At 70.2% G+C, this 23,910-nt stretch carries 23 protein-coding genes and 1 pseudogene; 9 read left to right on the forward strand and 15 right to left on the reverse strand.

Translation table 11 applies throughout. The annotated features are described in order from the left end of the window. Positions 1-59 precede the first annotated feature (59 nt). From AB0I38_RS30705 to AB0I38_RS30720, 4 genes and pseudogenes are all read right to left on the reverse strand, one after another. Complete coding sequence (locus AB0I38_RS30705; RefSeq protein WP_358486649.1) at positions 60-593, reverse strand: hypothetical protein; 534 nt, start codon at positions 591-593, stop codon at positions 60-62. A gap of 526 nt (positions 594-1,119) precedes the next feature. Then, entirely contained in the window at positions 1,120-1,887 is a 768-nt protein-coding gene (locus AB0I38_RS30710) for a hypothetical protein (RefSeq protein ID WP_358486653.1), read from the reverse strand. 12 nt (positions 1,888-1,899) lie between these two features. Continuing rightward, on the reverse strand, positions 1,900-2,886 hold the full coding sequence (locus AB0I38_RS30715) for a hypothetical protein (protein ID WP_358486659.1): 987 nt from the start codon (positions 2,884-2,886) through the stop codon (positions 1,900-1,902). Between the two features lie 102 nt (positions 2,887-2,988). Continuing rightward, positions 2,989-3,153 (reverse strand): annotated as a pseudogene (locus AB0I38_RS30720) (phosphorothioated DNA-binding restriction endonuclease); the annotation flags it as partial. Positions 3,154-3,343: 190 nt separating this feature from the next. On the opposite strand from AB0I38_RS30720, the gene AB0I38_RS30725 reads away from it, so the two are divergent. After that, entirely contained in the window at positions 3,344-3,889 is a 546-nt protein-coding gene (locus AB0I38_RS30725) for an RNA polymerase sigma factor (RefSeq protein WP_358486667.1), read from the forward strand. Then, the gene (locus tag AB0I38_RS30730; protein ID WP_358486671.1) at positions 3,886-4,803 is read left to right on the forward strand and encodes a hypothetical protein; all 918 of its coding nucleotides are present in this window, start codon (positions 3,886-3,888) and stop codon (positions 4,801-4,803) included. The genes AB0I38_RS30725 and AB0I38_RS30730 overlap by 4 nt, the downstream gene beginning before the upstream one ends. Positions 4,804-4,865: 62 nt before the next feature. Here the strand turns inward: AB0I38_RS30730 and AB0I38_RS30735 are convergent, their stop codons facing one another. The 3 genes from AB0I38_RS30735 to AB0I38_RS30745 form a co-directional block, all read right to left on the reverse strand. After that, positions 4,866-5,978, reverse strand: coding sequence for an acetamidase/formamidase family protein (locus AB0I38_RS30735; RefSeq protein WP_358486677.1), 1,113 nt, complete (start codon positions 5,976-5,978; stop codon positions 4,866-4,868). A 74-nt stretch (positions 5,979-6,052) separates the two neighbouring features. Further along, on the reverse strand, positions 6,053-7,540 hold the full coding sequence (locus AB0I38_RS30740) for a carboxylesterase/lipase family protein (RefSeq protein WP_358486682.1): 1,488 nt from the start codon (positions 7,538-7,540) through the stop codon (positions 6,053-6,055). 14 nt (positions 7,541-7,554) lie between these two features. Then, positions 7,555-8,454 (reverse strand): bile acid:sodium symporter family protein, encoded by a 900-nt coding sequence (locus tag AB0I38_RS30745; RefSeq protein WP_358486685.1) that lies wholly within the window; start codon positions 8,452-8,454, stop codon positions 7,555-7,557. Between the two features lie 167 nt (positions 8,455-8,621). Here AB0I38_RS30745 and AB0I38_RS30750 point away from each other — a divergent pair, with 167 nt between their 5' ends. The 4 genes from AB0I38_RS30750 to AB0I38_RS30765 all read left to right on the forward strand — a co-directional run bounded on the left by AB0I38_RS30750 (position 8,622) and on the right by AB0I38_RS30765 (position 12,477). Then, positions 8,622-10,010 carry a selenium-binding protein SBP56-related protein gene (locus tag AB0I38_RS30750; protein ID WP_358486695.1) on the forward strand — a complete coding sequence of 463 codons (1,389 nt, stop codon included), beginning with the start codon at positions 8,622-8,624 and terminating at the stop codon, positions 10,008-10,010. Next, the gene (locus tag AB0I38_RS30755; protein ID WP_436838793.1) at positions 10,007-10,612 is read left to right on the forward strand and encodes a hypothetical protein; all 606 of its coding nucleotides are present in this window, start codon (positions 10,007-10,009) and stop codon (positions 10,610-10,612) included. Before AB0I38_RS30750 ends, AB0I38_RS30755 begins: the two co-directional genes overlap by 4 nt. A gap of 65 nt (positions 10,613-10,677) precedes the next feature. Further along, positions 10,678-11,361, forward strand: a complete 684-nt coding sequence (locus AB0I38_RS30760) for a GntR family transcriptional regulator (RefSeq protein WP_358486702.1) — start codon at positions 10,678-10,680, stop codon at positions 11,359-11,361. A 108-nt stretch (positions 11,362-11,469) separates the two neighbouring features. Next, positions 11,470-12,477, forward strand: a complete 1,008-nt coding sequence (locus AB0I38_RS30765; protein ID WP_358486710.1) for a 1-aminocyclopropane-1-carboxylate deaminase — start codon at positions 11,470-11,472, stop codon at positions 12,475-12,477. A 54-nt stretch (positions 12,478-12,531) separates the two neighbouring features. Here AB0I38_RS30765 and AB0I38_RS30770 read toward each other — a convergent pair whose 3' ends face one another. From AB0I38_RS30770 to AB0I38_RS30795, 6 genes are read right to left on the reverse strand one after another with little or no spacing between them, the layout of a single operon-like run. Beyond that, complete coding sequence (locus AB0I38_RS30770) at positions 12,532-13,287, reverse strand: ABC transporter permease (RefSeq protein ID WP_358486723.1); 756 nt, start codon at positions 13,285-13,287, stop codon at positions 12,532-12,534. A gap of 48 nt (positions 13,288-13,335) precedes the next feature. Continuing rightward, positions 13,336-14,373: a LacI family DNA-binding transcriptional regulator gene (locus tag AB0I38_RS30775; RefSeq protein WP_358486732.1), complete on the reverse strand. Its 1,038-nt coding sequence runs from the start codon at positions 14,371-14,373 to the stop codon at positions 13,336-13,338. A 1-nt stretch (position 14,374) separates the two neighbouring features. Next, positions 14,375-15,958, reverse strand: a complete 1,584-nt coding sequence (locus tag AB0I38_RS30780) for a glycoside hydrolase family 13 protein (RefSeq protein WP_358486739.1) — start codon at positions 15,956-15,958, stop codon at positions 14,375-14,377. 25 nt (positions 15,959-15,983) lie between these two features. Continuing rightward, complete coding sequence (locus tag AB0I38_RS30785) at positions 15,984-16,844, reverse strand: sugar ABC transporter permease (protein ID WP_358486745.1); 861 nt, start codon at positions 16,842-16,844, stop codon at positions 15,984-15,986. After that, positions 16,841-17,851 carry a carbohydrate ABC transporter permease gene (locus AB0I38_RS30790; protein WP_358486755.1) on the reverse strand — a complete coding sequence of 337 codons (1,011 nt, stop codon included), beginning with the start codon at positions 17,849-17,851 and terminating at the stop codon, positions 16,841-16,843. Before AB0I38_RS30790 ends, AB0I38_RS30785 begins: the two co-directional genes overlap by 4 nt. A 4-nt stretch (positions 17,852-17,855) precedes the next feature. Then, positions 17,856-19,148, reverse strand: coding sequence for an extracellular solute-binding protein (locus tag AB0I38_RS30795; RefSeq protein WP_358486765.1), 1,293 nt, complete (start codon positions 19,146-19,148; stop codon positions 17,856-17,858). A 304-nt stretch (positions 19,149-19,452) separates the two neighbouring features. Here AB0I38_RS30795 and AB0I38_RS30800 point away from each other — a divergent pair, with 304 nt between their 5' ends. After that, positions 19,453-21,288 carry an alpha-amylase gene (locus tag AB0I38_RS30800; RefSeq protein WP_358486772.1) on the forward strand — a complete coding sequence of 612 codons (1,836 nt, stop codon included), beginning with the start codon at positions 19,453-19,455 and terminating at the stop codon, positions 21,286-21,288. Between the two features lie 42 nt (positions 21,289-21,330). Here AB0I38_RS30800 and AB0I38_RS30805 read toward each other — a convergent pair whose 3' ends face one another. Next, the gene (locus tag AB0I38_RS30805) at positions 21,331-21,519 is read right to left on the reverse strand and encodes a hypothetical protein (protein WP_358486775.1); all 189 of its coding nucleotides are present in this window, start codon (positions 21,517-21,519) and stop codon (positions 21,331-21,333) included. On the opposite strand from AB0I38_RS30805, the gene AB0I38_RS30810 reads away from it, so the two are divergent. Both AB0I38_RS30810 and AB0I38_RS30815 read left to right on the forward strand, forming a co-directional pair. Next, positions 21,512-21,883: a DUF302 domain-containing protein gene (locus AB0I38_RS30810; RefSeq protein WP_358486780.1), complete on the forward strand. Its 372-nt coding sequence runs from the start codon at positions 21,512-21,514 to the stop codon at positions 21,881-21,883. The two genes, AB0I38_RS30805 and AB0I38_RS30810, sit on opposite strands and share 8 nt — an antisense overlap. A 154-nt stretch (positions 21,884-22,037) precedes the next feature. Further along, positions 22,038-23,000, forward strand: a complete 963-nt coding sequence (locus tag AB0I38_RS30815) for a peptidoglycan DD-metalloendopeptidase family protein (RefSeq protein WP_358486785.1) — start codon at positions 22,038-22,040, stop codon at positions 22,998-23,000. A gap of 85 nt (positions 23,001-23,085) precedes the next feature. Here the strand turns inward: AB0I38_RS30815 and AB0I38_RS30820 are convergent, their stop codons facing one another. Further along, positions 23,086-23,814, reverse strand: coding sequence for a hypothetical protein (locus AB0I38_RS30820; RefSeq protein WP_358486791.1), 729 nt, complete (start codon positions 23,812-23,814; stop codon positions 23,086-23,088). Between the last annotated feature and the right edge of the window lie 96 nt (positions 23,815-23,910).

Genomic DNA, 23,910 nt, shown 5'->3' on the forward strand with positions numbered 1-23,910 from the left:
GGCAAGCTCGTCGAGCGGCCGGACGAGACGTCCCCAGAAGGGCGGCCATCCGTCGCTGCTTAAAGCTTTTGATCCACAGGTATTGACGATTGCTCGACGTCAATCGGAATCGGCTGTTCGCCGAGCATCGTCCCAGCTCGCGCTACGATGCCCAACTCGGTCAGCGGTGAGCGGTAGTACAGGCCGTAACCACCGAAGCTGCTCTCGACGGATTCCCCGCGAGGGAAGGGCCCCGAACCCCGTGCGAGGTCGCTCAACCTTCGCGCGCCTACTGGGCTCGATCCACAGTCGTTCGGGCAGCGCTGCACGGCCAGGCCGAAATCCCACTCGCAACGAAGGATAAACATCGACAGCGACTTGTAGTCCGCCGGTAGACGTCTGCGTCTGTACTCGTCCAGCAGGAAGGCGTGGAACGCAAAGTACCGCGCCCGTCGCGACAGTTCCAAGATTCCCGGCAAGAGCAGCGGCATCAGGCGATCTTGAGTCGTCGTCTGCAAGCCGAGCGGGTCGCGACCTTCACTCTCACGTAGAGACGGCACGATCCAGCGCGGCATTGGCGCCTGGTCAGCGATAGCTTCGGACGTTGCCGTCATGTCCGCACTCCGGGCACTCCTCAGGTGACTCGTTCGCAGAGAACACCGTGCTTGCTACGTATGAGCGAACTCGATCGAACGGGTTGACCACAAGACCCTGCTCGCCTTCGTCTGCCCTTCTGACACCTTATGACCAGGTATAGCCGTGGCCCTCGACGACACACAGGACTCTGTTAACGCCGCCGAGCCTCGCAGGAGACTCTGTGCAGATACAGCAATCGTACAATCCAGCACGAAGATCAGGTTCAGAATGGAATGTTCGACCGCCAGATAGCGCTGCGGCACACCCGATCACTTATTTCGCAGCCTAAGTTCGACTTCAACAAGCGCGGGACATCTGTGGGATGATCACGGAATTCGCTCAGTCGATCTAGCATGTTCAGGCAGGTCAGAGCAGCTGAACGGACCGAATAGCTCGCGCTCTCCTAAGGCGGGTGCCGCAGATTCGAAAGTTCAGGTGCGTCCCACGTGCGACGGGCGGGTGCTCGCACTGGCGCACCGGTTGCACGCAAAGCGCCTGACCGGGTCACCGCCACGGGCGGTGGACGATCTCCTTCGCGGAACGGCCGGGGTAGACGACGATCAGGTGCTCCTCGACGGGCGCGTCAGGGTCGTCCTCGTCCCACTCGAACACGCGAGCGTAGACGCGCATCCGGTAGCGGCCGGGGCTGGCGATGGCCAGGCTGGGCAGCGGCTCAATCGTCCCGCTGTCGCCGCCCTCCGGATACGGCGGCACGACCAGGCGGCCGCTGCGGCTGACGACGCCCACCTCGACCACCTGGTTCCAGCCCTTGAGCCGGAGCGGCGGGGCGGCGCCGAACGCCTTGACCGTGAGGCACATCGACTCGTTCTCGCCGTAGGTGGTGATGGCGGCGCTGCTGCCGGCGGCGTCGATGAACCCGTCGTCGATGGCCTTGAAGATGTCGCCGCCCGCGCCCTCGGTGCTGTCCCGGTCGTCGAAGACGGCGTATCCGCCCCCTTCGAAAAGCGAGTACGCGGCCGTGCCCTGCCGCCTGGCCCGTAGCTTCGGCCAGGGGTCGGCGCATCGGGCGTTCATCTCGGCCTTCCGCGCGGCCCACTCCCGCTCCTGCTCGGCCTGTTCGCGCGCCTGGTCCGCCCGCTGCTGGGCGACGACGCCGGGGCACAGGAACTCCAGGGCGTCACCGAGATCGGCCGCGTCCGCCGACCCGCCTGCCCGCCGGACCAGCGCCTGCCGCTCCTTGAGGCCGGGCATTGCGCACTGTTCCTCGCCGTACGCCAGGAGGCGCTGGTCCGGCAGGTCCTCGGGGAACATCGGCGTCCCCGTTTATGCGTCGTTCCTGGCCAGGCAGAGGAACGCCCGCCGCCGGTCCTCCGGCCGGGTGTCGGCGTAGGACCGGGTCCGCTCGCGGCAGCCCTCGTCCGTGCCTGTGAAACTGAACCGGGCGCCTTCCTCGGCGCCCACCACGACCAGCGGCAGCACGAGCGCGACGGCCAGGGACAGCCGCAGCCGGCGCCGGGCGGCGGGCGCGGGCCGAGTAGCGGGTTCGGTCACGAACCCGCCGGCGGGCCTGGCGAGCTCGTGCGCGGTGCGCGCCAACCACACCGTGCTGAACACGCCAAGAGAGTCCACCACGAGCCCCGGGCCACCGAACAGCAGCCACTCGTTCTGGAAGACGAAGCTGAGCACGGGGAAGGCCAGCGGGGCGATGAGGGCGATCCGCCCGATATTGATCGTGGCGTCGCTCCATCTCCCGTCGCGGCGCTGCCCGACGAGGATCATCACCGTGGAGCCGACGCTCGCCAGCACCAGCGGACTGATCACCTGGCGACCGGGGCCGTCGAGGAAGAACAGCAGCGGCGGGGTCAGCGCACCGATCAGGCAGAGCACGAGGGCGATCGCGCGGAACGCCGCCGAGACCCCGGAGACGACCCGCACCAGCAATATCACCGTGGCAACCCACACGACCAGGCTCACCACGTACTCCACGGTGCCGGACAACTCGTCCACGAGCTCCCACAGCACCAGATCGCCGGCGACCCCCGCATAGAGCAGACGCCGCAGCCAGACCACGCCACGCGGCAACCCCTCGGCGCGTGGCAGCGCGGGACCGCGCAGTACCTGCCACACCATCCACGCGTTGAGCCCGCAGATGCCGATGAGCAGGGGCCCCAGCCGGTCCCCCCGCTCGGACAGGGCCCACGTCATGCCCGTCGAGGCCACCGACAGCGCAACCAGGTCGCCGGATACGGCGGCGAGCACCACGGTGACGACCACGGCGGCGAGGTAGAGCGCGACGACGACAGCGGCCACACGTCCGAAGCGGTATCGGCCGGTGGCGGCCCAGATTTGGGGGATGATGCGGATGATCTTAACGGTATGTCCACTGCGCTTGTTCCGTCACGCTGGACCCGTCAGCAGCAGCTCCAGTTGCTCCTCCGCCTCGCGGAACCGGATGGGCGCGTCGCCCGCGCGCTGGAAGTGGCCAAGTGCGTAGAGCAGGAGCAGCGGCTTGTGCGGCGCGCGCCTGCCGTCCTGGCGCCACTGCCGCACCCGGCAGACCCGCTCGACCCAGTCCACGACAGCGATCATAGGTCCAGCCCCGCTCGCCGAGGTGGTCGAGGTCACCGTGTCACGGCCAGTGTCGAACCGATCCGGGGCCCGCTCAAAATTTTTCTGGGTTTGGGGCGAAATGATGAGATCGCGCCCACCCATGAAGAGAGCGTTCGCATCGCGTATCGAGTGGAGGACACCATGACGGGAACTTCCTGTGTCAGATGACACCGACAGGTTCGAAGCCGTCTATAGGGCGACCTACGACCAGATCACCGCTTACGCCGGACGTCGCTGCGACTCTCCGCAGGACGCGGCCGACGTGGTCGCCGAGACCTTCACCATCATCTGGCGCAAAATCGACCAATTACCTGCTGGCGCGGAGGCGAGGCTCTGGGTGTACGGAGTGGCGCGCAACGTGCTGGCCGACCACCGCCGCAGCGCGCTTCGACACCGGGCGCGTCACCGGGAGCTCAACGCGGAGATGGCCGACCTCTATGGCGATCCCGCTGACCACAACGTCGAGCTCGCCGCGATTGCGCAGGTGTTCAGAACGCTTTCCGACGACGACCGTGAGGTCCTCTCGCTGGTCGCGTGGGAGGGCCTGGACCGCCACGAGATCGCCACGATGCTGGGGCTTTCCCGCAATGCCGTACGCATCCGGCTACACCGGGCGCGCAAACGCTTCTCCCGCGCGCTCGTCCAAGCCGGCGTTCGATTCACGCCGGGCAACGCCGTCGTTCCTGCAGGGAGACCGCTGTGAAGGACTTCGATGAGATAAGCGAGCTGTTGAGGCCCTTGGCCCGGATCGAGGTGGATGAACCGGGCGGACGTGCCGGCGGTGCCCGCGCGCAAGCGTTGTTCGCTGCCATCATCGCTCAGGAGCGGGACACGACGACGACGGTGCCCCCGCGACGCTTGCGTGACCGGCACCGGGCTCGTCACCCACTGCTCGGACTCGCTGCCTCCGCCGCCCTCGCCCTCAGCATCGTCTTTGGACCGAGCATGCTGGGATACGGCGGCGGCACCGCGATCTCCTACGCCAACTCCGCGGTGGAGATTCGCGAGGAGAGGGACACCTATGTCGCCCGAATCAAGGACCCCTACGCGGATCAGCGAAAATTCTCCGAGGCGTTCCGGGCCCTGGGTCTCAACATCGAGCTCGAGGTGATCCCTGTCTCGCCGGCATCAGTCGGCGAGATCGTGAGCATGGGCGGGAATACGGCCGCGATGATCGAGAACGTGTCCTTTGGGGCCCGCATGGAACCGGCGGGCTGCAACGTGGCCGACAGCGGCTGCTTCTTGACCGTGACCGTCCCCGCAGCGATCAAGGGCACGCCCGGGGTGATGCATTTCCAGCTGGGACGGCCGGCCAAGCCTGGCGAGTCCTACGCGAACGACTGGCAGTCGGCCACTCGTGCCGGAGAGCAACTGTCCGGAGCCAAGGTGAGCGGCCGGGCCGTCGATGACATGCTGGCCGAAGTGAGGAGACGAGGCTTGACCGCCGAGTTCAGCCTCGTCTCCGTCCATGACGGCGCGTATGAGCTCAAGCCGCTGGCGGCGGATCAGGTCGGTGCCGACTGGATCGTCTACAAGGTCACGTCAGTGCGCGCCGGTGTGGTGCGTCTGGAGGTCACTGCCGAACGCCATCCCGGCCTCGAATACGTGCAGGACTGAGCAGGGTCGAGCGGCCCGGCAGCTGAAGATGAGCGGCCACCATCATCACGCGGCCGGGCAGGTCAGGTGAAGATGTCCTCAGGGAGGAACGCGGAGACGAGGAAGCTCGGCACGTCCACCAGCTGGCTCAGCTTGAGGTCGACGGCGACGCTGCAGATCACGTACGCCTGCTGCCGGGTCCAGCCCCGCTCGCCGAGGTGGTCGATCATGCTGAGGAGCGCGTTGCGGGCGGCCAGGGTGGCGTCCTCGGCGGCCACGGTGCCGTCGCGGCTGACCGACATGCCGGTGGTGGCGTAGAAGCTGCGCGGGGCGGCGTACTGGGGTGCCACCCAGTAGTCGGCACGGGCGAACCGCGGCTCGCGGATGCCCTTGGCGGCCGCCTCGCCGGAGTGGACGGTGAAGCGGACCCGCAGCGTGGCGTTCATCTCGATCGCGGTGCCGCAGGACTCGTTGTCGCCCTGGGCGAAGTGCGCGTCGCCGGCGGAGAACAGCGCGCCGGGTGTGTCGACCGGCAGATAGAGGCGGGTGCCGGCGCCGAGCTGCTTGATGTCGACGTTGCCGCCCTGCTCCCTGGGCGGGATCGTGCGCAGCCCGTGGGTGGCGATCGGCGGGCCGGCCGGCACGGCGCCTTCGGGCGAGGGCGGCAGCACGAACCCGCCGCGATCGAGCGCGGCCCGCTCGCGGGCGATGATCGCGGCGAGCGCCCGATTACCGGGTGACAGGCCGATCGTGCCCATGAACGGCGCCGCCGGAATACGCACGCCGGGCAGGTCGTCGGAGGTGGCCCAGCCGTCGGCCAGGGCCCAGCGCACGATGAACGGCTCAGGGAAGTCGTCGCGCAGGAAGCCGAACCCCGGCACCTGGACGGTGTAGCCATAGCCGTCCGGCACGACCTCGAGGATCTCGATCTCCAGGAGGTCACCTTGCTGGGCGCCCTCGACGTAGACGGGGCCAGTGAGCGGGTGGACGACGTCGAGGTCGGGCGCCTCCACGGTCTTGAGTGTGGCGTTGGGGCCCATCTGGCCGTCGAAGGCGTCGCGGGTCTCCATGACGACCTCGTCGCCCGGCTCGCAGCGGACGACGGGCGGGATGTCGGGGTGCCAGCGGTTGTGCCCGGTGCCGGGCTGCTCCCGCAAGGTGCGGCTCGGGTCGATGCGGATCTCGTGTACGGCCATGGCGACCCCCTCGATGCGGCGTGGTGAGCGTCACGCTCTGCCCGCCGCCCGAGCCTGTCAAGCCCCGCCGGGGGTCAGGGGGTGTTCCAGGCGGCCAGCCGTTCGGCGTCGAGGTCGAGGACGACCTCGCAGGTGTCGTCGAAGACCATGGTCGCGCGCCGCTCCGGCTCGTACGGCGGCCACTCGGGGACGTGGCCGCCGGCGGCCGGGTCGCCGCCGGTCGCGAACGCGATCCACGAGCCGTGCATGGCGTCGGCCAGCCGCCGCGGAGGCCGCTCGCCGAGCAGCATCGCCAGCATCGGCGAGGCGAGGTCGCCGAACACGAAGGGGATCTCCATCGCGTGGCCGGCGCCCAGCCGGCCGTCGAAGGCGGGCGAACGCCAGCCGAACAGGTACATGCGGGTGGCGCCGCCGGCCCGGGCGTGCGCCTCGGCCATCCGGACGGACGGGACCCGGAACGCCCGGTCGGTGCCGACGGCGACGGAGACGGAGGTCGGGCTGCCCGCCTCGTGGGTGGCCTCGTACACGGCCGTGATCCGGGCGTGGCGGGCGGGGTCGTCGGGCCACATCCGGTCGGCGTCGAACGCGGGGCCGCCTGTGCCCATGAGCTCAAAGGTGGCCAGTTCGTCGCGGTTCGTCCCGGCGATGAGGTCGACGCCGGCTCCGGCGCCCGCGGCGACGGCGTCGATCGGCGCCAGCGGCAGCAGGCCGGCGCCGGTGAGCGGGAGGAAGGGGATGGTGTGGGGGCCGACGACGTCCAGGTACTCGTCGTCGGTGCGGCCGAGCACGGCGACCTGGGCGTCGAGGATGCGCTGGTAGGGCAGTGCGGGCAGCTCCGCCGGGGTGACGCCCAGTTCGTCGAGGACCAGGCGGGCCACCGGCTCCGCCGCCTCGGGCGGGAACCCGTACAGGGGCGGGCCGCCCGCGCTCTGGGAGATCGCCCTGGTGAAGAGCCCGGCCGCCGAGGGGCAGCCGAGCAGGGACAGCACGTACGTCCCGCCGGCCGACTCGCCGAAGACGGTGACGTTGCCGGGGTCGCCGCCGAACGCCGCGATGTTGTCGCGTACCCAGCGCAGGGCCGCGATCTGGTCGGCCAGGCCGTAGTTGCCGGTCGCCTCCGAGTAGGCCGGGTCCAGCGAGCCCGCGTGCAGGAAGCCCAGGGCGCCGAGCCGGTAGTTGAGGGTGACGAGGACGACCCCGTCACGGGCGAACGCGCCGCCGTCGTAGAGCGACTCGGCGCCGGAGCCGTACATGTAGGCGCCGCCGTGGAACCACACCATCACCGGCAGCCCGGACGCGCCGGCCGGGCTCCAGACGTTGACCGACAGGCAGTCCTCGCCCGGTTCGGCCGGCCATGGCATGACGGGCATCGGCGGCTGGGGGACGATGGGCCCGTAGGCCGTGCAGTCGCGGACGCCCTGCCACGGGGCGCGCGGCCGGGGCGGCTGGAACAGGCCGGCGCCGAACGGCGGCTCGGCGTAGGGAATGCCAAGGTGGATCTCGCAGCCGTCCCGCTCGAATCCCCGGACCTTCCCGCTGGTCGTGTCGATGATCCGTGGCATGAGCCCTCCCCCTGTCAGGTGCCCGCGGTCAGGCGCTCGTCGGGCTCGGCGAGATCGCGCCGGCGTCGTACGAGGTAGCCGAAGACCAGTGTGGTGCCGAACATGAGCACCCCGTACACGGCGGCCGGCACGGCCATCGTCGAGTTGCCGAGCAGGGACGGGCTGAGCGCGATCGTGATGGCCAGCGTGCTGTTGTGGATGCCGATCTCCATGCCGGACGCGATCGCCTGCCGGCGCTCCACCCTGAACAGGCGCGGCAGCCAGTAGCCGACGGTGAGGCTGATCGCGCTGAACAGCAGCGCCACCAGCCCGACGGCGGCGATGTAGCCGCCGATCCGCTCGCGCTCCTGGACGATGGCCCCGATGATCACGACGGCGAGCACGACCGCGGACAGGATCCGGACCGGCTTGTCCATCCGGTCGGCGAACGCCACGGCGAACCGCCGGACGAGCATGCCGATCGCGACGGGAACGAGCACGATGGCGAAGACCTGCACCACCTTGTCGGCCTGCAGCCCGATGTTCTGCCCGTCTCCCGCGAAGTGGGCGAGTGACAGGTTGACCACCACGGGCAGCGTGAACGCGGCCAGCACCGAGTTGACGGCGGTGAGGGTGACGTTCAGCGCGACGTCGCCGCCGAACAGGTGGCTGTAGAGGTTGGCGGTGGTGCCGCCGGGCGAGGCGGCGAGCAGCATCATGCCGACGGCGAGCAGTGGCTCCAGCCCGAACAGCACGACGAGCCCGAAACAGGCGGCCGGCAGCAGGAGCACCTGGGCGACCAGGGCGATGACCACGGCCTTGGGCCGGGTCGCGACGTTCGCGAAGTCGCGCAGGGTGAGCGACAGCCCCAGCCCGAACATGATCAGCGCGAGCGCGGCCGGAAGCATGACAGTGGTGAGAACGGACTCCTGCACGGCGTACCACCGTTCCTCGGGATGAGCGAGCGCTGACCTTGTCTAACAGTCCGATCCATCACTGATCAAGGCATTGGCCCTATTCGTGACCTTCGCCAGATCCACCCGTCCGACGACACGCGGGTAATGCCTCTTGACCCTGTAGGGAGTGCGGGGAGTATGGAGGGATGGCACTCTGGACCCCGGATCCCACCTTCTACCCGTCGCCGAGAGACGCCGCCGCCGCGCCGGCCGAGCGGCTCGCCTATGTCGCCGCCTTCGACCGCCGCGCGCAGCGACCGGACGCGATCGCCGTCCTCGACACCGACCCCTCCTCCTCGGGCTACGGCAACGTGGTCGGCTGGACCGACCTGCCCCACACGGGTGACGAGCTCCACCACTTCGGCTGGAACGCCTGCAGCAGCGCGCTGTGCCCGTACGCCCCGCACCCCCACGTGGAGCGCCGCTACCTCGTCGTGCCCGGTCTGCGCTCGTCGCGCATCTACATCCTCGACACCAAGGACCGGATCAGCCCGGAGATCGTCAAGGTGATCGAGCCGGAGGAGCTGGCCAAGCGGGCCGGATACTCCCGCCCGCACACCGTGCACTGCGGCCCCGAGGGGCTCTACGTCTCGGCGCTCGGCGGGGCCGACGGCAGGGACGGGCCCGGCGGCATCGCGATCCTCGACCACCAGTCGTTCGAGGTGCTCGGCCGGTGGGAGGTGGACCGGGGCCCGCAGTACCTCGCCTACGACTTCTGGTGGCACATCAACCACGACGTGCTGGTCAGCTCGGAGTGGGGCACCCCGTCGATGATCGAGAACGGGGTGGTGGGCGAGCTGCTGCTCGGCCGGAAGTACGGCCACAAGCTGCACTTCTGGGACCTGCGCAAGCGCCGCCACGTCCAGGAGCTCGATCTCGGCGACCAGCACCAGATGACGCTGGAGCTGCGCCCCGCGCACGACCCGACCCGCACCTACGGCTTCGCGGGTGTGGTCGTCAGCGTCGAGGACCTGTCGGCCTCGGTGTGGACCTGGTTCCACGAGAACGGCGCGTGGCAGGCGCGCAAGGTGATCGAGATCCCCGCCGAGCCGGCCGACCCGGCCGACCTGCCCGACGTGCTCAAGCCGTTCGGCGCGGTGCCGCCGCTGGTGACGGACATCGACCTGTCGGTGGACGACCAGCGCCTCTACGTCTCCTGCTGGGGCACCGGGGAGCTCAAGCAGTACGACGTCAGCGACCCGTTCAAGCCGGTGGAGATCGGCTCGCTGCGGATCGGCGGGATCACCCGCCAGAAGTCCCATCCGTCTGCCGACGGCCCGCTGCGCGGCGGCCCCCAGATGGTCGAGGTGAGCAGGGACGGCCGGCGCGTCTACGTGAGCAACTCGCTGTACGGGGCGTGGGACGACCAGTTCTATCCCGAGGGCGTCGGCGCCTGGCTGGCCGGGATCGACGCCGACACGTTCACGTTCGACGAGCGGTTCTTCCCGCACGGCGACGACTTCCGCGGCCTGCGCCCCCACCAGGTGAGACTTCAGGGAGGCGACGCCTCCTCCGACTCCTACTGCTACCCGTGACGGTCGCGGCGGCGCTCCTGCTGGGCGCCTTCCATGGGCTGAACCCGGCCATGGGCTGGCTCTTCGCCGTCGCCCGGGGCCTGCAGGAGCGCAGCAGGGTCAGGCTGCTCGCGTCGTTGCCGGCCATCGCGGCCGGGCACCTGGGGTCGGTCGCGCTGGTCGCGGTCGTGGTCGAGGTCACGGGGTCGCTGACGACGAGCACGATGCTGTCGATCGCCGGCGGCGTGGTGCTCGTCGGGTTCGGGTTGTGGCGGCTGCTGTCGAAGCGGCACTTCCGCTGGGTGGGCATGCGACTCTCCCTGCCGCAGCTGGCCGCGTGGTCGTTCCTCATGTCGTCGGCGCACGGCGCGGGGCTGATGCTGATCCCGGTGTTCACCGACCTGCACGCCGGTCATGCCGGGCACGCCGGGCAGGCGCTCTCGGGGGGCCTCGGCGTCGCGGCGCTGCACACGCTCGCGATGTTCGCGGTCGCGGGCGGGATCGCGCTGACCGTCTACGAGGTGGCCGGGCTGACCGTGCTGCGCCGGGCGTGGTTCAACGTGGACCGGATGTGGGCGGCCGCGCTGGTGGGCGCCGGCGTGCTCACCCTGCTGAACGCCTGACCGCACCCCATCAATCACGGGACTTATTGTTGACAAAATGCGATATACAAAGTGCATAATATTGCATGCCGGTACCGCAGAGCCGAGGGCTCGTCTCCAGACCGCTGCTCCGCGAGGACGCCTACCGGGCGATCCGGGACGCGATCGTCGACGGCACCCTCGCCCCGGGTGAGCGGCTCAACGACACCGATCTCGGAGCCTGGCTGGGCATCAGCCGGACACCGGTCCGCGAGGCCCTCGGCCGGCTGGAGCAGTCGGGCCTGGTGCTGACCAAGCCAGGCCGCCACACGATCGTCAGCCCGCTCGACGTCCGGGCGGTCCGCGACGCGCAGTCGGTGACCTCGGCCATGCACGCGCTCGCCGTCCGCGAGGCGGTGCCCGGCCTCTCGGCGGCCGAGCTGGACACGATGCGCGCGGCCAACGCCCGCTTCGCCGCCGCGCTGCGCCGCGGTGACGCGGGCGAGGCGCTCGCCGCCGACGACGACTTCCACGCCGTCCCGGTCGCGGCCTGCGCCAACCAGGCCGTACGCACGGTGCTGGAGCAGTTCACCCCGGTGCTGCGGCGGATCGAGCGGCTGCACTTCTCCTCGCTGAGCGGCCGGGGCTCGGTCGCCCACCACGATCGCATCATCGCGCTGTGCGCGGCCGGCGACGCCGAGGGGGCGGCGGAGGCGTCCCGGGCCAACTGGGAGACGCTGGCCCCGCTCCTGACCTCGCTGGCCGACGGCGAGCCCGGCGAGCCCGCCTGACGACGACCCTCGCCCGCCGACCTCGACCGCCGACCCCCTGCCCCGCCCGCACTGACCCGCCCGCACTGCCTGGCCACACTGCCCTGGCCACATTGAAGGAGCCACCGCGTGTCCATCGACGACTTCGAGCGCTACCCCCTGACCTTCGGCCCCAGCCCCATCCACCCGCTGGACCGGCTCAGCGACCACCTCGGCGGCGTCCGGATCTGGGCCAAGCGCGAAGACTGCAACAGCGGCCTCGCCTACGGTGGCAACAAGACGCGCAAGCTCGAGTACCTGATCCCCGACGCTCTCCGGCAGGGCGCCGACACGCTGGTCAGCATCGGCGGCGTCCAGTCCAACCACACGCGGCAGGTGGCCGCCGTGGCGGCGAAGCTCGGGCTGAAGGCCGTGCTCGTGCAGGAGGCCTGGGTCGACTGGCCCGACGCGGTCAACGACAAGGTGGGCAACATCCTGCTGTCCCGCGTCATGGGCGCCGACGTCCGGCTCGCCGACGCCGGCTTCGGCATCGGGTTCAAGGACAGCTGGACCGAGGCCATCGACGGCGTCCGGGCCGCCGGCGGCACCCCCTACGCCATCCCCGCCGGCGCCTCCGACCATCCCCTCGGCGGCCTCGGCTTCGCCGGCTGGGCGTACGAGGTCCAGGAGCAGGAGCGCCGGCTCGGCGTGTTCTTCGACACCGTGGTGGTGTGCAGCGTCACCGGCAGCACCCAGGCCGGCATGATCGCCGGGTTCGCCGGCCAGGAGCGTCCGCGCAGAGTGCTGGGCATCGACGCCTCGGCCAAGCCGGCCGAGACCCGGGCCCAGGTGGAGAAGATCGCCCGCAACACCGCGGAGCTCATCGGCCTCGGCCGCGACCTGCGCGACGACGAGATCACGCTCCTGGAGGGCTGGGCGGGAGACCGCTACGGCGTCCCCGTCGCGTCCACCGTCGACGCCATCCGGCTCACCGGCAGCCTGGAGGGTGTGATCCTCGACCCCGTCTACGAGGGCAAGTCCATGGCCGGGCTGATCGACCTCGTCCGCGACGGCGCCATCCCGAAGGGCTCCAACGTCCTGTACGCCCACCTCGGCGGGCAGCCCGCCCTCAACGCCTACAGCGGCGTCTTCCGCTGACCGGCGGTTCCCCGTCACCCGGGAACCACCGTCGAGGTGGCCGGCGGTTCCCCGTCACCCGGGCGATCCGCCGTCGAGGTGGCCGCGGACCGCGAGCTCGATGGTCACCACGGTCGCCACGGCCTCGGCGGCCAGCAGGGCCACCAGCACCACGAGCTGGACGATCCCGGCCTCGATCGGGCTCGCCCCGCCGAGCAGCATGCCGACGAACGCGCCCGGCAGGGTGACCAGCCCGACGGTCCTGGTCTGGTCGAGCGCGGGCACCAGGGCCTGCGCCGCGGCCGGGCGGCAGATCTCCAGCGCCGCGTCCCTCGGCCGGAACCCGAGCGCCAGCGCCGCCTCCACCTCTCCCCTGCGCTGGACCAGCTCGTCCACCGCGCGCCGCCCGGCCAGCGTCGTGGCCGTCAGGCATCCGCCCAGCAGGATCCCGGCGACCGGGATGATCACTATCCCCTGGGTGGAGATCACCCCGCAGGCCAGCAGCAGCGCCAGGACGGGCCCGGTGCCGATCGCGATCGGCACCCCGGCCCACCACCAGCCCCGGTTCCGGGCGATGCGACGGCCCGCGGTGAAGGTCGCGACGCCGTACATGAGCAGGACGAACCCCGCCACCGCCGGCGGCAGCGCCACGACCGTGGCGATCACCGCCGACACCGCGCCCAGCTGCAGGGCCGCCCGCAGGCAGGCGGTGACCACGGCCCGGCCGTGCCCCAGCCCGCCCAGCCGGGCCACCAGCGCGCCCAGGACGACGAGCGCGAGCAGCGCCACCGGCAGCAGCGGCGTGACCGAGATCAGCGATGAGGAGCGCACGATCAGCAGTCTGCCGCCACCGGCTCCCGGGATGAGCCGGGGGCCAGGTCAGCGCAGCACCCTGGGGCCCGAGCCGGTGGATCCGCGCACGATGAGCTCGGGCTGGAAGACCAGCTCGGAGTGCCGGGCCGGAGCACCGGCGACGGCTTCCAGCAGCGTGTCGACCGCGGCGGCGGCCATGGCCTGCACCGGTTGCCTGACCGTCGTGAGCGGCGGGTCGGTGTGGGCGATCAGCGGCGAGTCGTCGTAGCCGACGACCGACACGTCTCCCGGAACCGACAGCCCCCGCTCGCGGCACGCCCTGATGGCCCCGAGCGCCATCAGGTCGCTGGCGCAGACGACGCCCGTGCAGCCGCGATCCAGCAGCGGGCCGACGGCGGCCTGACCGCCTTCCACCGAGAAGAGCGAGTGCGAGATCAGCTCGTCCGCGCCCCCGGCGCCGAGCACCCGCGCCATCGCGGCCCGGAACCCCTCGATCTTCCTGATCACCGGGACGAACCGGCCCGGACCGACGACCAGGCCGATGAGCTCGTGCCCGAGGTCGGCCAGGTGCTGGACGGCCAGGCCCGCGGCGGCGCGGTCGTCGGGCGAGATGAACGGCGCCCGGACCTCCGCCGCGTACCCGTTGAGCAGCACGATGGGCACGCCCAGCCGGATCAGCTCCGTGTAGCGGCCGGCGCGCGCGGTGGTGTCGGCGTGCAGCCCGGAGACGAAGATGATGCCGCTGACGCCGCGCTCGACGAGCAGTTCGGTGAACTCGTCCTCGATCGCGCCGCCCGGCAGCTGGGTGCACAGCAGCGGCGTGTAGCCGTGCTGGACCAGCGCCTTCTCGATGGCCTGGGCGAACGCCGGGAAGATCGGGTTGTCCAGCTCCGGGGTCACCAGGCCGACCAGCCCGTTGCTGCGCTGCCGCAGCCGCTTCGGGCGTTCGTAACCCATGACGTCCATGGCGGCCAGCACCGCCTGCCGGGTGGCGGAGGACGGTCCCGGCTTGCCGTTCAGGACCCGGCTGACCGTCGCCTCGCTCACCCCGGCGTGGGCGGCGATGTCGGTCAGCCGGGTCGTCCCGTTGCCGGCCGCGCTCACCTCAGCGCCACCACACCGTGGAGTCGGGCTCCAGCAGGACGCGGGCGCCCAGCGGAGAGGGCTCCGCGCTGGCCAGCACGACCTCACCCGGCGCGGGCACCTCGACCGGCCGGCCGGTCATGTTGACCGTGCAGGTGAGGTCTCCCCTGGTGAACGCGAGCGTGCCGTCCGGCGCGTCGAGCCAGGTCAGTGAGCCGAGGTCGCCGAGCTCCCGCCTGATCCGCAGCGCCTTCCGGTACAGCCGCAGCGTCGAGCCCGGTGTGCGCAGCTGCGAGCCGACGCTGAGCGGCCCCCACGAGCCGGGGATCGGCAGCCAGCTTTCCTCCCAGGGGAACCCGAAGCCGAAGCCGGGCGCGAGGTCCGCCCAGGGGATCGGCACCCGGCAGCCGTCGCGCCCGCTGTCGGGGGCCCGCAGCCGCTGCGGGTCGCGCAAAAGCTCCTCCGGCAGGCCGGACACCTCGGGCAGGCCGAGCTCCTCGCCCTGGTAGAGGTAGACCGAACCGGGCAGGGCCAGCATCAGCAGCGCCGCCGCGCGGGCCCGGCGCAGGCCGGTCTCGCCGCCGCCGTAGCGCGTGACGTGCCGTTTGACGTCGTGGTTGGACAGCACCCAGGTGGCCGGCGCGCCGACCAGCGCGGTCGTGGCCAGCGACTCGTCGATCGCGTCGCGGAAACGGCCCGCGTCCCAGGGCGTGTTGAGGAAGTGGAAGTTGAACGCCTGGTGCAGCTCGTCCGGGCGGACGTATCTGGCCAGCCGTTCCGGAGTCGGGGCCCAGGCCTCCGCCACGCCGATCCGTTCGCCCTCGTAGGAGTCGAGGATCGCCCGCCAGGAGCGGTGGATCTCGTGGACCCCGTCCTGGTCGAAGAAGGGCAGGACGTCGCCGCCGATCAGCTGGACGTGGCCGGGCCTGCCGACGTCGGGCAGCCCCTCGGCCTTGACCATGCCGTGCGCGACGTCCACGCGGAAGCCGTCGACGCCGAGGTCCAGCCAGAACCGCAGGACGCCGGCGAAGTCGGCGTGCACCTCCGGGTGCTCCCAGTTGAGGTCCGGCTGCTCGGGCGCGAACAGGTGGAGGTACCACTGCCCGTCGGGCAGCCTGGTCCACGCCGGGCCGCCGAAGACCGACTCCCAGTCGTTGGGCGGCAGCTCTCCCCGGCCCTCGCGGAAGACGTAACGCTCCCGCTCGGGACTGCCCGGACCGGCCGCCACCGCCTGCCGGAACCAGGCGTGCCGGTCGGAGGTGTGGTTGGGCACGACGTCCATGATCACCCGCAGGCCCAGCCGGTGGGCGTCGTCGATCACGGCCTTGGCGTCGGCCAGCGTGCCGAAGATCGGGTCCACGTCGCGGTGGTCGGCCACGTCGTAGCCGAAGTCGGCCATCGGAGAGGGGTAGAAGGGCGTCACCCAGATCGCGTCGACGCCCAGGTCGGCCAGGTATCTCAGCCGGCCGCGCAGGCCGAGCAGGTCGCCGACGCCGTCGCCGTTGCCGTCGGCGAAGCTCCGCAGGTAGACCTCGTAGATCACCGCGTCCCGCCACCACCCGGTGACGCCGGAGGCGTCCCGCTCCACGTGTGCGAGCTCGGTCATGTCGCTCCCCCGATCGAATGAAATCTCATGATTTGGTGGCGCCCGCCGTGAGCCCGGTGATCAGATGGCGTTGCACCAGCAGGAACACCGCTCCGGCGGGGATCGCGATCAGCACCGCGGAGGCGGTCATCAGGCCCCAGTCGGACCAGTGCTGCCCGACGAACTGCTGCAGCCCGACGCCGAGGGTGCGTTTGTTCTCCTGCGACATGAAGATCGTGGCGTAGCCGACCTCGCCCCAGGCGGTCATGAAGCAGTAGAACGCGGTCACCGCGATGCCCGGCCTGGCCAGCGGCAGGATGACCCGCCAGAACGCGCCGAACGGCGTGAGCCCGTCGACCATCGCCGCCTGGTCCAGCTCGCGCGGAACGGTGTCGAAGTAGCTCTTCATCATCCACGCGCAGAACGGCACCGCGATGGTCATGTAGGCGATGACCAGTCCCGGGATCTGGTTGAGCAGGCCGAGCGCGGCCATCAGGTTGTAGAGCGGCACGATCAGCACGGCGACCGGGAACATCTGGGTCACCAGCAGCAGCCACATGACGCTCCGGAGCCCCGGGAAGCGGAAACGGCTGACCGCGTAGCCCGTGGTGGCCGCGAGGAAGACGCCGAGCACGGTGGTCAGGGCCGCGACGAGCGCCGAGTTGAGCAGCCACAGCGGGAACTCCGTCTCGCCCAGCACCCGGGCGTAGTTGCCCAGCGAGGTGTCGCTGAAGATCTGCAGCTCGGTCGACAGCCATCCGTCGCGCGGCTTGAGCGAGGTCAGAACCAGCCAGACCACGGGGAACAGCGCGACGCCGACCGCGAGGATCAGGGTGCCGTGCAGCGCGATCGAGGCCAGCGGGCCGCGGTCCTCGCGGCTCCTGCGCTTGGCCGTCACAGTCGTCACCAGACCTCTCCTTGCCTGCGCAGCGTGCGCCGGTACGCCAGCGCCAGGACGACCAGCAGCCCCAGGATGATCACGCCCCAGGCCGCCGAGCCCGAGTAGTCGCGCACTCCGGTGAAGGCCTCGCGGAAGGCGTAGGTGACCAGGATCTCGGTCTCGCTGCCGGGCCCGCCCCTGGTGACCAGGAAGATGATGGGGAACATGTTGAACGTCCAGATCGTGCCGAGCAGGATCACCGTGCTCGACACCTGCCGCAGCCCGGGCAGGGTGATCTGGGCGAACCGCTGCCACGGGGTGGCGCCGTCGACCTCGGCCGCCTCGTACAACTCCTTGGGGATCGACTGCAGCCCGCCGAGCACGGCGATCATCATGAACGGCACGCCGATCCACACGTTGACCGCGATCACCGCGAGCTTGGCCGTGGTCGGGTCGTCGAGCCAGCCGACCCCGGCCAGGCCCACCGCCCTGAGCATGCCGTTGATCACGCCGTAGTCGCTGTTGTAGAGGTAGCGCCAGATGAACGCGGCGACGAAGGCCGGCACCGCCCACGGCAGGATCAGCAGCACCCGGTAGAGCGAGCGGAAGCGGAGTTTGCGGTTGAGCATCATGGCCAGGCCGAGCCCGATGCCGTAGTGGCAGCCGACGCAGACGACGGTCCACACCACGGTCCAGAGGAGCTTGTCCCAGAACACGTCGCTGGTGAGGATCTCGACGTAGTTGTCGAACCCGACGAACTCGTAGCTGGAGGGGATGACGTTGACGCCGATGGTGCGGCCGATGTTGGCCTCGGTGGCGTCGGTGAGCGACAGGTAGACGCCGCGGACCAGCGGCCAGCCGATGAGCACCGCCATGACCACGAGCACCGGCGTGACCATCGCCCAGGCGTACCAGTGCCTGTGCAGCGATCCGCGCAGCCGGCCCCGCTCGCCCCGGTGGCGCCGGCCGCGGGCGTCGCCGCCCGCGGCCGGGTCGCTGGCCGTGCCCGCCGCACGTCCAGTGGAGAGCGCCATGGGGTCAGCTCCAGCCCTTCATGATCCCGTGGTACTGCTCGTCGACCTTCTTCAGCAGCTCGGCGGGCTCGCTCTGGCCGCTGACCAGGGCCTGGTAGCCCTCCAGCAGCGGCTGGAACAGCTGGCCGCCCTCGGGGATCCAGGGGCGGGGCACGGCGGTGTCCATGATCGGCTTGAAGACGGAGACGTCGGCGTTGCCCTGCACCTCGGGCGTGCTGTAGGCCGAGGTACGGGTGGGCAGCAGCCCCAGCTCCTTGGCGATCTTCCCCTGGGCCTCGACCGTGGACATGAACCGGACGAACTCGTATGAGGCGTCAAGGTTCTTGGAGCCCGCGTAGATGGCCAGGTTCCAGCCACCGGTGGGCGCCCCCGCCTTGACCGAACCGGCCGGCACCGGGGCGATGCCCAGGTTGGACTTGTCGGCGAACTCCTTACCCTGGTGGATCTCTGACAGGGCCCACGGGCCGTTGTAGATCATCGCGGCCTTGCCGTCCTTGAGGGCGGTCATGGCGTTGGCGTAGCTGTCGGTGGTGGCGGGCTTCGGCGCCGCGCCCGAGCTGATCAGGTCGGCGACGGTCTCGACGGCCTTCACGTTGGCGGGCGAGTCGACCACGATCTTCTTGCCGGCGACGTCCAGCAGGTCGCCGCCCTCGCCGTAGATGAACGGCAGCAGGAAGTAGGAGTCGACGTTCAGCGCGAGGCCGTTGACGCCGGTCTTGGCCTTGACGTCCAGCGCGACCTGCTTGAGCTCCGCGACGGTCTTCGGCGCCTCCTCGTGGCCGGCCTCCTTCAGCAGCCGCTTGTTGTAGATCAACGCGAGGGTGTCGGTGACCTGCGGCACCGCGTAGGTCTTGTCCTGGAATTTCGTGCTGGACAGCGGGCCGGGCAGGAAGTCGTCCTGCTGGTCGAGGGCGCGCGTCCCGTCCAGCGGCTGCAGGTAGCCGAGCGAGGCGAACTGCGAGGTCCAGGCGACCTCGGAGCGGATCACGTCAGGCGCGCCGGTGCCGGCCTGGGCGGCCGTCTGGAACTGGTTCTGCGCCTGGTCCGACGGCACGTTGACGTACTTCACCTTGATCTTCGGATACGCCGCCTCGAACTGCTTGATCAGCGCCTGGAAGGTCGGGCCCTCGCTGTCGGGGCGGGTGGTGTCCCACCAGGTGATCTCGCCGCTGATCTGCGACGGGTCGGCGGCGGACTGGGCGGGGGCGGGGGCCGCGGTCTCACTGCCGCCGCCGCAGGCGGAGACCGCCAGGGCGAGGGCCGCAACGACTGCCGCGGCCGGGAGGGCTCGCCGCATCTCTTCTCCTCATGAACTCAAGGGGGTCCGGCACACGACGGAAGATCCGGCCGGCCGGGGTGGAGTACGCCGGGACGTTACGCCCACCTGACCATGATTGGAAGATCTTACTGAAAATTTCTGAAATTCAATCGGCAGTTTTCAGAGAGGCATTGCAATGGCCTGATCCGTTAAGTACCTTCCGGGCAGTACTCCCAGCAACGCCCGACTCGTGGAGGCCACGGTGCTCTGGGCCCGGGGACCGTCAACACCCGAGCCCGCCCCTGGGGCGGCCACAACAGTCCCACCCACAGGAAAGGGAGCCATGAAACCGTACAGAACCGGGATCAGCGCCCTGATGACGCTGGCCATCGCGGCGGCGACCCTCGCCGGCGCCTCCACGGCCACGACGCGCTCCGCGCTCGCGGCCCCTCCGGGCGAGCGCTCGGTGATCGCCCACCTGTTCCAGTGGCGCTGGTCCGACATCGCCGCCGAGTGCGCGAACGTCCTCGGACCCAAGGGGTACGGCGGGGTGCAGGTCTCGCCACCGGCCGAGCACGTCGTGCTGCCGAACGCCGGCTCCGGCGGCTACCCCTGGTGGCAGGACTACCAGCCGATCAGCTACCGGCTCGACAAGACCAGGCGCGGCACGCTGGCCGAGTTCAGGGCCATGACGCAGACCTGCGAGAACGCCGGCGTCAAGATCTACGCCGACGTCATCGTCAACCACTTGACCGGCCAGGACGGCGGCGGCACCGGCAGCGCCGGCACCACGATCAGCACCAAGTACCGCAGCCCCGACCTGCACGGCGACGGCCAGTACGGCTACGGCGACGGCGACTTCGGCGCCTGCCGGCGTGACATCGCCAACTGGGGCGACGCCGGCGAGATCCGCGACTGCGAGCTGCTCAACCTCGCCGACCTGAGGACCGACACCGGCTACGTCCGGGACCGGATCGCGGAATACCTGTTCCAGCTGGTCAGGAACGGCGTCGATGGGTTCCGCGTCGACGCGGCCAAGCACGTCCGGCCCGCCGACCTGGCCGCCGTCAAGAGCAAGGTGACCGCCAAGACCGCCGCCGCCGGGCTGGCCGCGCCGTACTACTACCAGGAGGTCTGGTACGAGGGCGCCGGCGAGCCGATCACTCCCGCCGAGTACTTCGCCATCGGCGACACCAACGAGTTCCGCGCCGGCACCGAGCTCGCCAAGAAGTTCAAGAACACCGGCGGCACCGTCTCCGACCTGGTCAACCACGACTACGGCAGCGGCTGGGGGCTGATCCCCGGCGACCGGGCCGTGCCGTTCGTCGACAACCACGACACCCAGCGCGACGAGCTCACCAGGCACCACGTGCTGACGTACAAGAACGGCGCCCTGTACAAGCTGGCCAACGTCTTCCAGCTCGGCTGGCCGTACGGCACGCCGGTCGTCATGTCCAGCTTCGCCTTCACCGACCGCGACACCAGCCCGCCCCGCCAGTCCAACGGCGACACCAGACCGGTGACCTCCTGCGGCGGCGAGTGGGTCTGCGAGCACCGCTATCGCGAGACCGCCAACATGGTCGGTTTCCGCAACACGGTCGGGTCGGCCCCGGTCGGCGACAAGTGGATCAACGGCAACCAGGCCGCCTGGGGCCGCGGCGACAAGGGGTACGTCGTGATCAACCGCACCGACGGGACGCTGTCGCGGGAGTTCGACTCCAGCCTGCCGGCCGGCGTCTACTGCGACGTGATCGACGGCGACTTCGACGCGAACGCCGGCACCTGCTCCGGCCGGACCGTCAGCGTGAACGCCGACGGCAGGTTCACCGCGCCGGTCGCCGGCATGGACGCCCTGGCCATCCACGCCGGCGCCCGCCTCGGCGACGCGGGCCCGACGCCCACGCCCACTGTCGCTCCGGGAGCCACGACGGTGCGGGTGCACTACGACACCGGCTACGGCAACCGCATCACGATCAGGGGCGACACCGCTCCGCTGAGCTGGAGCAGCGGCCTGGCCTGCGTCAACAAGGCCGCCGCCCTGTGGGAGTGCCCGATCCAGGGCATCCCCGCCGGCCGGACGTTCGCGTTCAAGCCACTGATCAACGACTCGCGGTGGTCCACCGGACCCGACCACAACGGCACCGCCGGCCAGACGATCGACGTCACCCCCACCTTCTGACCGTTCGGGGGCCGCCGTCCCGGCGTCATCACGACCCGATCTTCACCTGCCGCGAAGCTGGTCCATACCGAACGCGGGGTAGGCAGCCGCCATGCGCGGGACGAGCGGCGACCGGCGCGGTTCCGGCCGCCGCTCGTCTCCCGCCCGAACGGCATGGAGAGAAAGGTCGGAGCCGGTGTCTTCCACCGCGAAATCGAACGGCTCGCCGGAGGCACCCGGAACGGTGACCATCGCGAGCGCCTTCCCGGCCGAGGAGACCGTGGCGCGGCTCAAGCGGGCGATCGACGAGGCGGAGCTGCACCTGTTCGCCGTCGTCGACCACAGCGGGGGCGCCCACCGGGCCGGCCTGGCCATGAACGACACGAAACTGCTGCTCTTCGGAAACCCCCGGGCGGGCACGCCGGCCATGGTCGCCCACCCGCTGTTCGGCCTGGAACTGCCGTCGAAGGCGCTCGTCTGGGCCGACGACGAGGAGCGCGTCTGGGTGAGCCGCCACGACCCCGCCGACTGGCAACGACGCTACGGCTTCTCCGACGAGCTGATCACCCCGCTGGCCGGCATCGGACATCTCATCGAGACCGCTCTCACCGACTGACCCGCCGGACGACCTGGCCGCGCTCGGCGGCGATCCCGGCCGCTGACCAGCGGCTGAGAAACTGATTCATGTAGATATCTTTCACAAGCGTTCGCATATTGGTTAAATACCTTCACCTTCGCTTACCCTCACCCCCCCTCGGAGGGAACAGCTCGTGAAGATCATCGTTAGTTGGTTAGCCGCCGTCGTGGCGGCCTCTCTGGTTCTGGTCGGCCCAGCGGACCCCGCGGCGGCCGCGAGCACCACGGTCGACAACGCCACCGCCGAACGGTTCATCGCCAGCAGCGACTGGGGCACATCGGCCTGGTCCGCGCAGCGGCACGACGCGGACTACCGGTTCGCGACACCGAACCTGGTCACGAGCGACGCCGCCTGGTTCAAGGCGGCGATCGCAGAGGCCGGGGCCCACCTGGTCGAGGTCTGGTATCCGGCGGACGCCGGCTACAACAGCGCCACCCCGTTCATGGTGGCGACCACCGGCGGCACCCGCAGTGTGGTCGTCGACCAGCGGGCCAACGGTGGCCGCTGGGTCAGTCTCGGCACGTTCACCCTGGCCGCCGGCGACTACAACGTGGTCGGCGTCAGCCGCTGGACCAGCCAGCCCGGCTACGTCGTCGCCGACGCGGTCAGGATCACCTCCTCGACCGGAGCGGTCTCGTTCTCGCTGCCCCTTCCGCGGAGCGCGCTGCCACGCAGCGAGTACGACGACCCGCACCACGACTATCCCGCGATCGACCTCCCGGTCGGCACCGGCACCCCGGCGTACGCGGTGCGCGCCGGCACGGTGACGGTCATCGACGACAGCTCGTGCGGGCGCGGCATCAACCTGACCGGAACCGACGGGGCCATCTACACGTACTGCCACTTCTCGTCGTGGTCGGTCTCCAACGGCGCGTCGGTCGGCGTCGGGCAGCAGATCGGGCTGACCGGTAACACCGGCAACTCGACCGGTCCGCATCTGCACTTCGGCATCCGCACCGCCAGCACCCGGCGGTGCCCGCAGAACTTCCTGCTGGCCGTGTACGACGGCACCACGCCGCCGGCGGCGAGCAGCCTGCCCACCACGGGCTGCTTCTACGCCAGCCGTTCGACGGAGCCGGTCATACCGCTCGGCTGACCGTGTCAACGGCGGGCCCGCCGGCACCTGGCCGGCGGGCCCGGACGAGCTCCACCAGAGCTTGTCGCGTCACGTGGGTTCCGGCTCAGGCGACCTTGGACGAGCTCGCCGACCAGGTGTTGCAGGCACCCGGCTTGCCGGCCTTGTAACCCTTATCCAGCCAGTAGAGGCGGTTGCCGGTCTTGCCGTGGAATTTGTTCTTCCAGAAGTCGGGCACCTTGACGACCGGCTTCCAGTCCTTGACCTGACGCCCCACACTCTTGGCGGACACCGCCAGGAAGCAGTCGATCTGCAGGTAGTAGCGGCGGTTCTGCTCGTTCATGACGGGCTCGGACGCGCCGTTCTCCAACCCCCACCAGGCCTCACCGATGCCGGTCTGCCCGGTCACCACCCCGCCCCACGTCCTGGCGATGGACGTGAACACGGTGAGGTCGCTCTTGGCCTTGATCCAGTCATCGGCCAGCCGGACGCGGATCTCCGTGGTGCAGATCTCGGAGAAGGAGCCGCGGACGTCCAGGCCGGTGGAGCAGGATTGCTTGTCGTCGGCGTCCTTGAACACCACCTTCACCGGGACGAAGTCCTTGATGGCCGGCTTCCACGCCGTGTTGAGACAGCCGACGAGTTTGGTGACGTATTTCTTGGTGGACGCCCTGCTCGTGCCCTTGTTCAGCTTGCAGGCGACCTTGGGCAGTTTGGCCGCCTTGTAGAGCGCGTTGTGGGTCAGCTCGGGGGCGCCCTTCACCGGCTCGGCGAGCGCCGGAGCGGAAAGAAGAGCCAGGCCCATGGCCGTCCCGACGGATAAGCGAATGATCATAAGGTCGCATCTTAGGGGTGTGATTAGCCTTCGGGTCCGATCGCCGGGGAGGAGGTCGTCCGGTCCGGAGACCCACCGCCGCCCCCTCCAGATCCG

This window comes from Nonomuraea cavernae, from assembly GCF_040655715.1.
GTDB classification, from domain to species: Bacteria; Actinomycetota; Actinomycetes; order Streptosporangiales; family Streptosporangiaceae; genus Nonomuraea; species Nonomuraea cavernae_A.

Excerpts from the sequence above, each read along its gene's own strand:
- AB0I38_RS30780 (WP_358486739.1), bottom strand. The coding sequence starts at position 15,958 with ATGACCGAGCTCGCACACGTGGAGCGGGACGCCTCCGGCGTCACCGGG.
- AB0I38_RS30705 (WP_358486649.1), bottom strand. The coding sequence starts at position 593 with ATGACGGCAACGTCCGAAGCTATCGCTGACCAGGCGCCAATGCCGCGC.
- AB0I38_RS30710 (WP_358486653.1), bottom strand. The coding sequence starts at position 1,887 with ATGTTCCCCGAGGACCTGCCGGACCAGCGCCTCCTGGCGTACGGCGAG.
- AB0I38_RS30805 (WP_358486775.1), bottom strand. The coding sequence starts at position 21,519 with ATGGTCACCGTTCCGGGTGCCTCCGGCGAGCCGTTCGATTTCGCGGTG.
- AB0I38_RS30760 (WP_358486702.1), top strand. The coding sequence starts at position 10,678 with ATGCCGGTACCGCAGAGCCGAGGGCTCGTCTCCAGACCGCTGCTCCGC.
- AB0I38_RS30790 (WP_358486755.1), bottom strand. The coding sequence starts at position 17,851 with ATGGCGCTCTCCACTGGACGTGCGGCGGGCACGGCCAGCGACCCGGCC.
- AB0I38_RS30750 (WP_358486695.1), top strand. The coding sequence starts at position 8,622 with ATGGCACTCTGGACCCCGGATCCCACCTTCTACCCGTCGCCGAGAGAC.
- AB0I38_RS30800 (WP_358486772.1), top strand. The coding sequence starts at position 19,453 with ATGAAACCGTACAGAACCGGGATCAGCGCCCTGATGACGCTGGCCATC.
- AB0I38_RS30795 (WP_358486765.1), bottom strand. The coding sequence starts at position 19,148 with ATGCGGCGAGCCCTCCCGGCCGCGGCAGTCGTTGCGGCCCTCGCCCTG.
- AB0I38_RS30735 (WP_358486677.1), bottom strand. The coding sequence starts at position 5,978 with ATGGCCGTACACGAGATCCGCATCGACCCGAGCCGCACCTTGCGGGAG.
- AB0I38_RS30820 (WP_358486791.1), bottom strand. The coding sequence starts at position 23,814 with ATGATCATTCGCTTATCCGTCGGGACGGCCATGGGCCTGGCTCTTCTT.
- AB0I38_RS30740 (WP_358486682.1), bottom strand. The coding sequence starts at position 7,540 with ATGCCACGGATCATCGACACGACCAGCGGGAAGGTCCGGGGATTCGAG.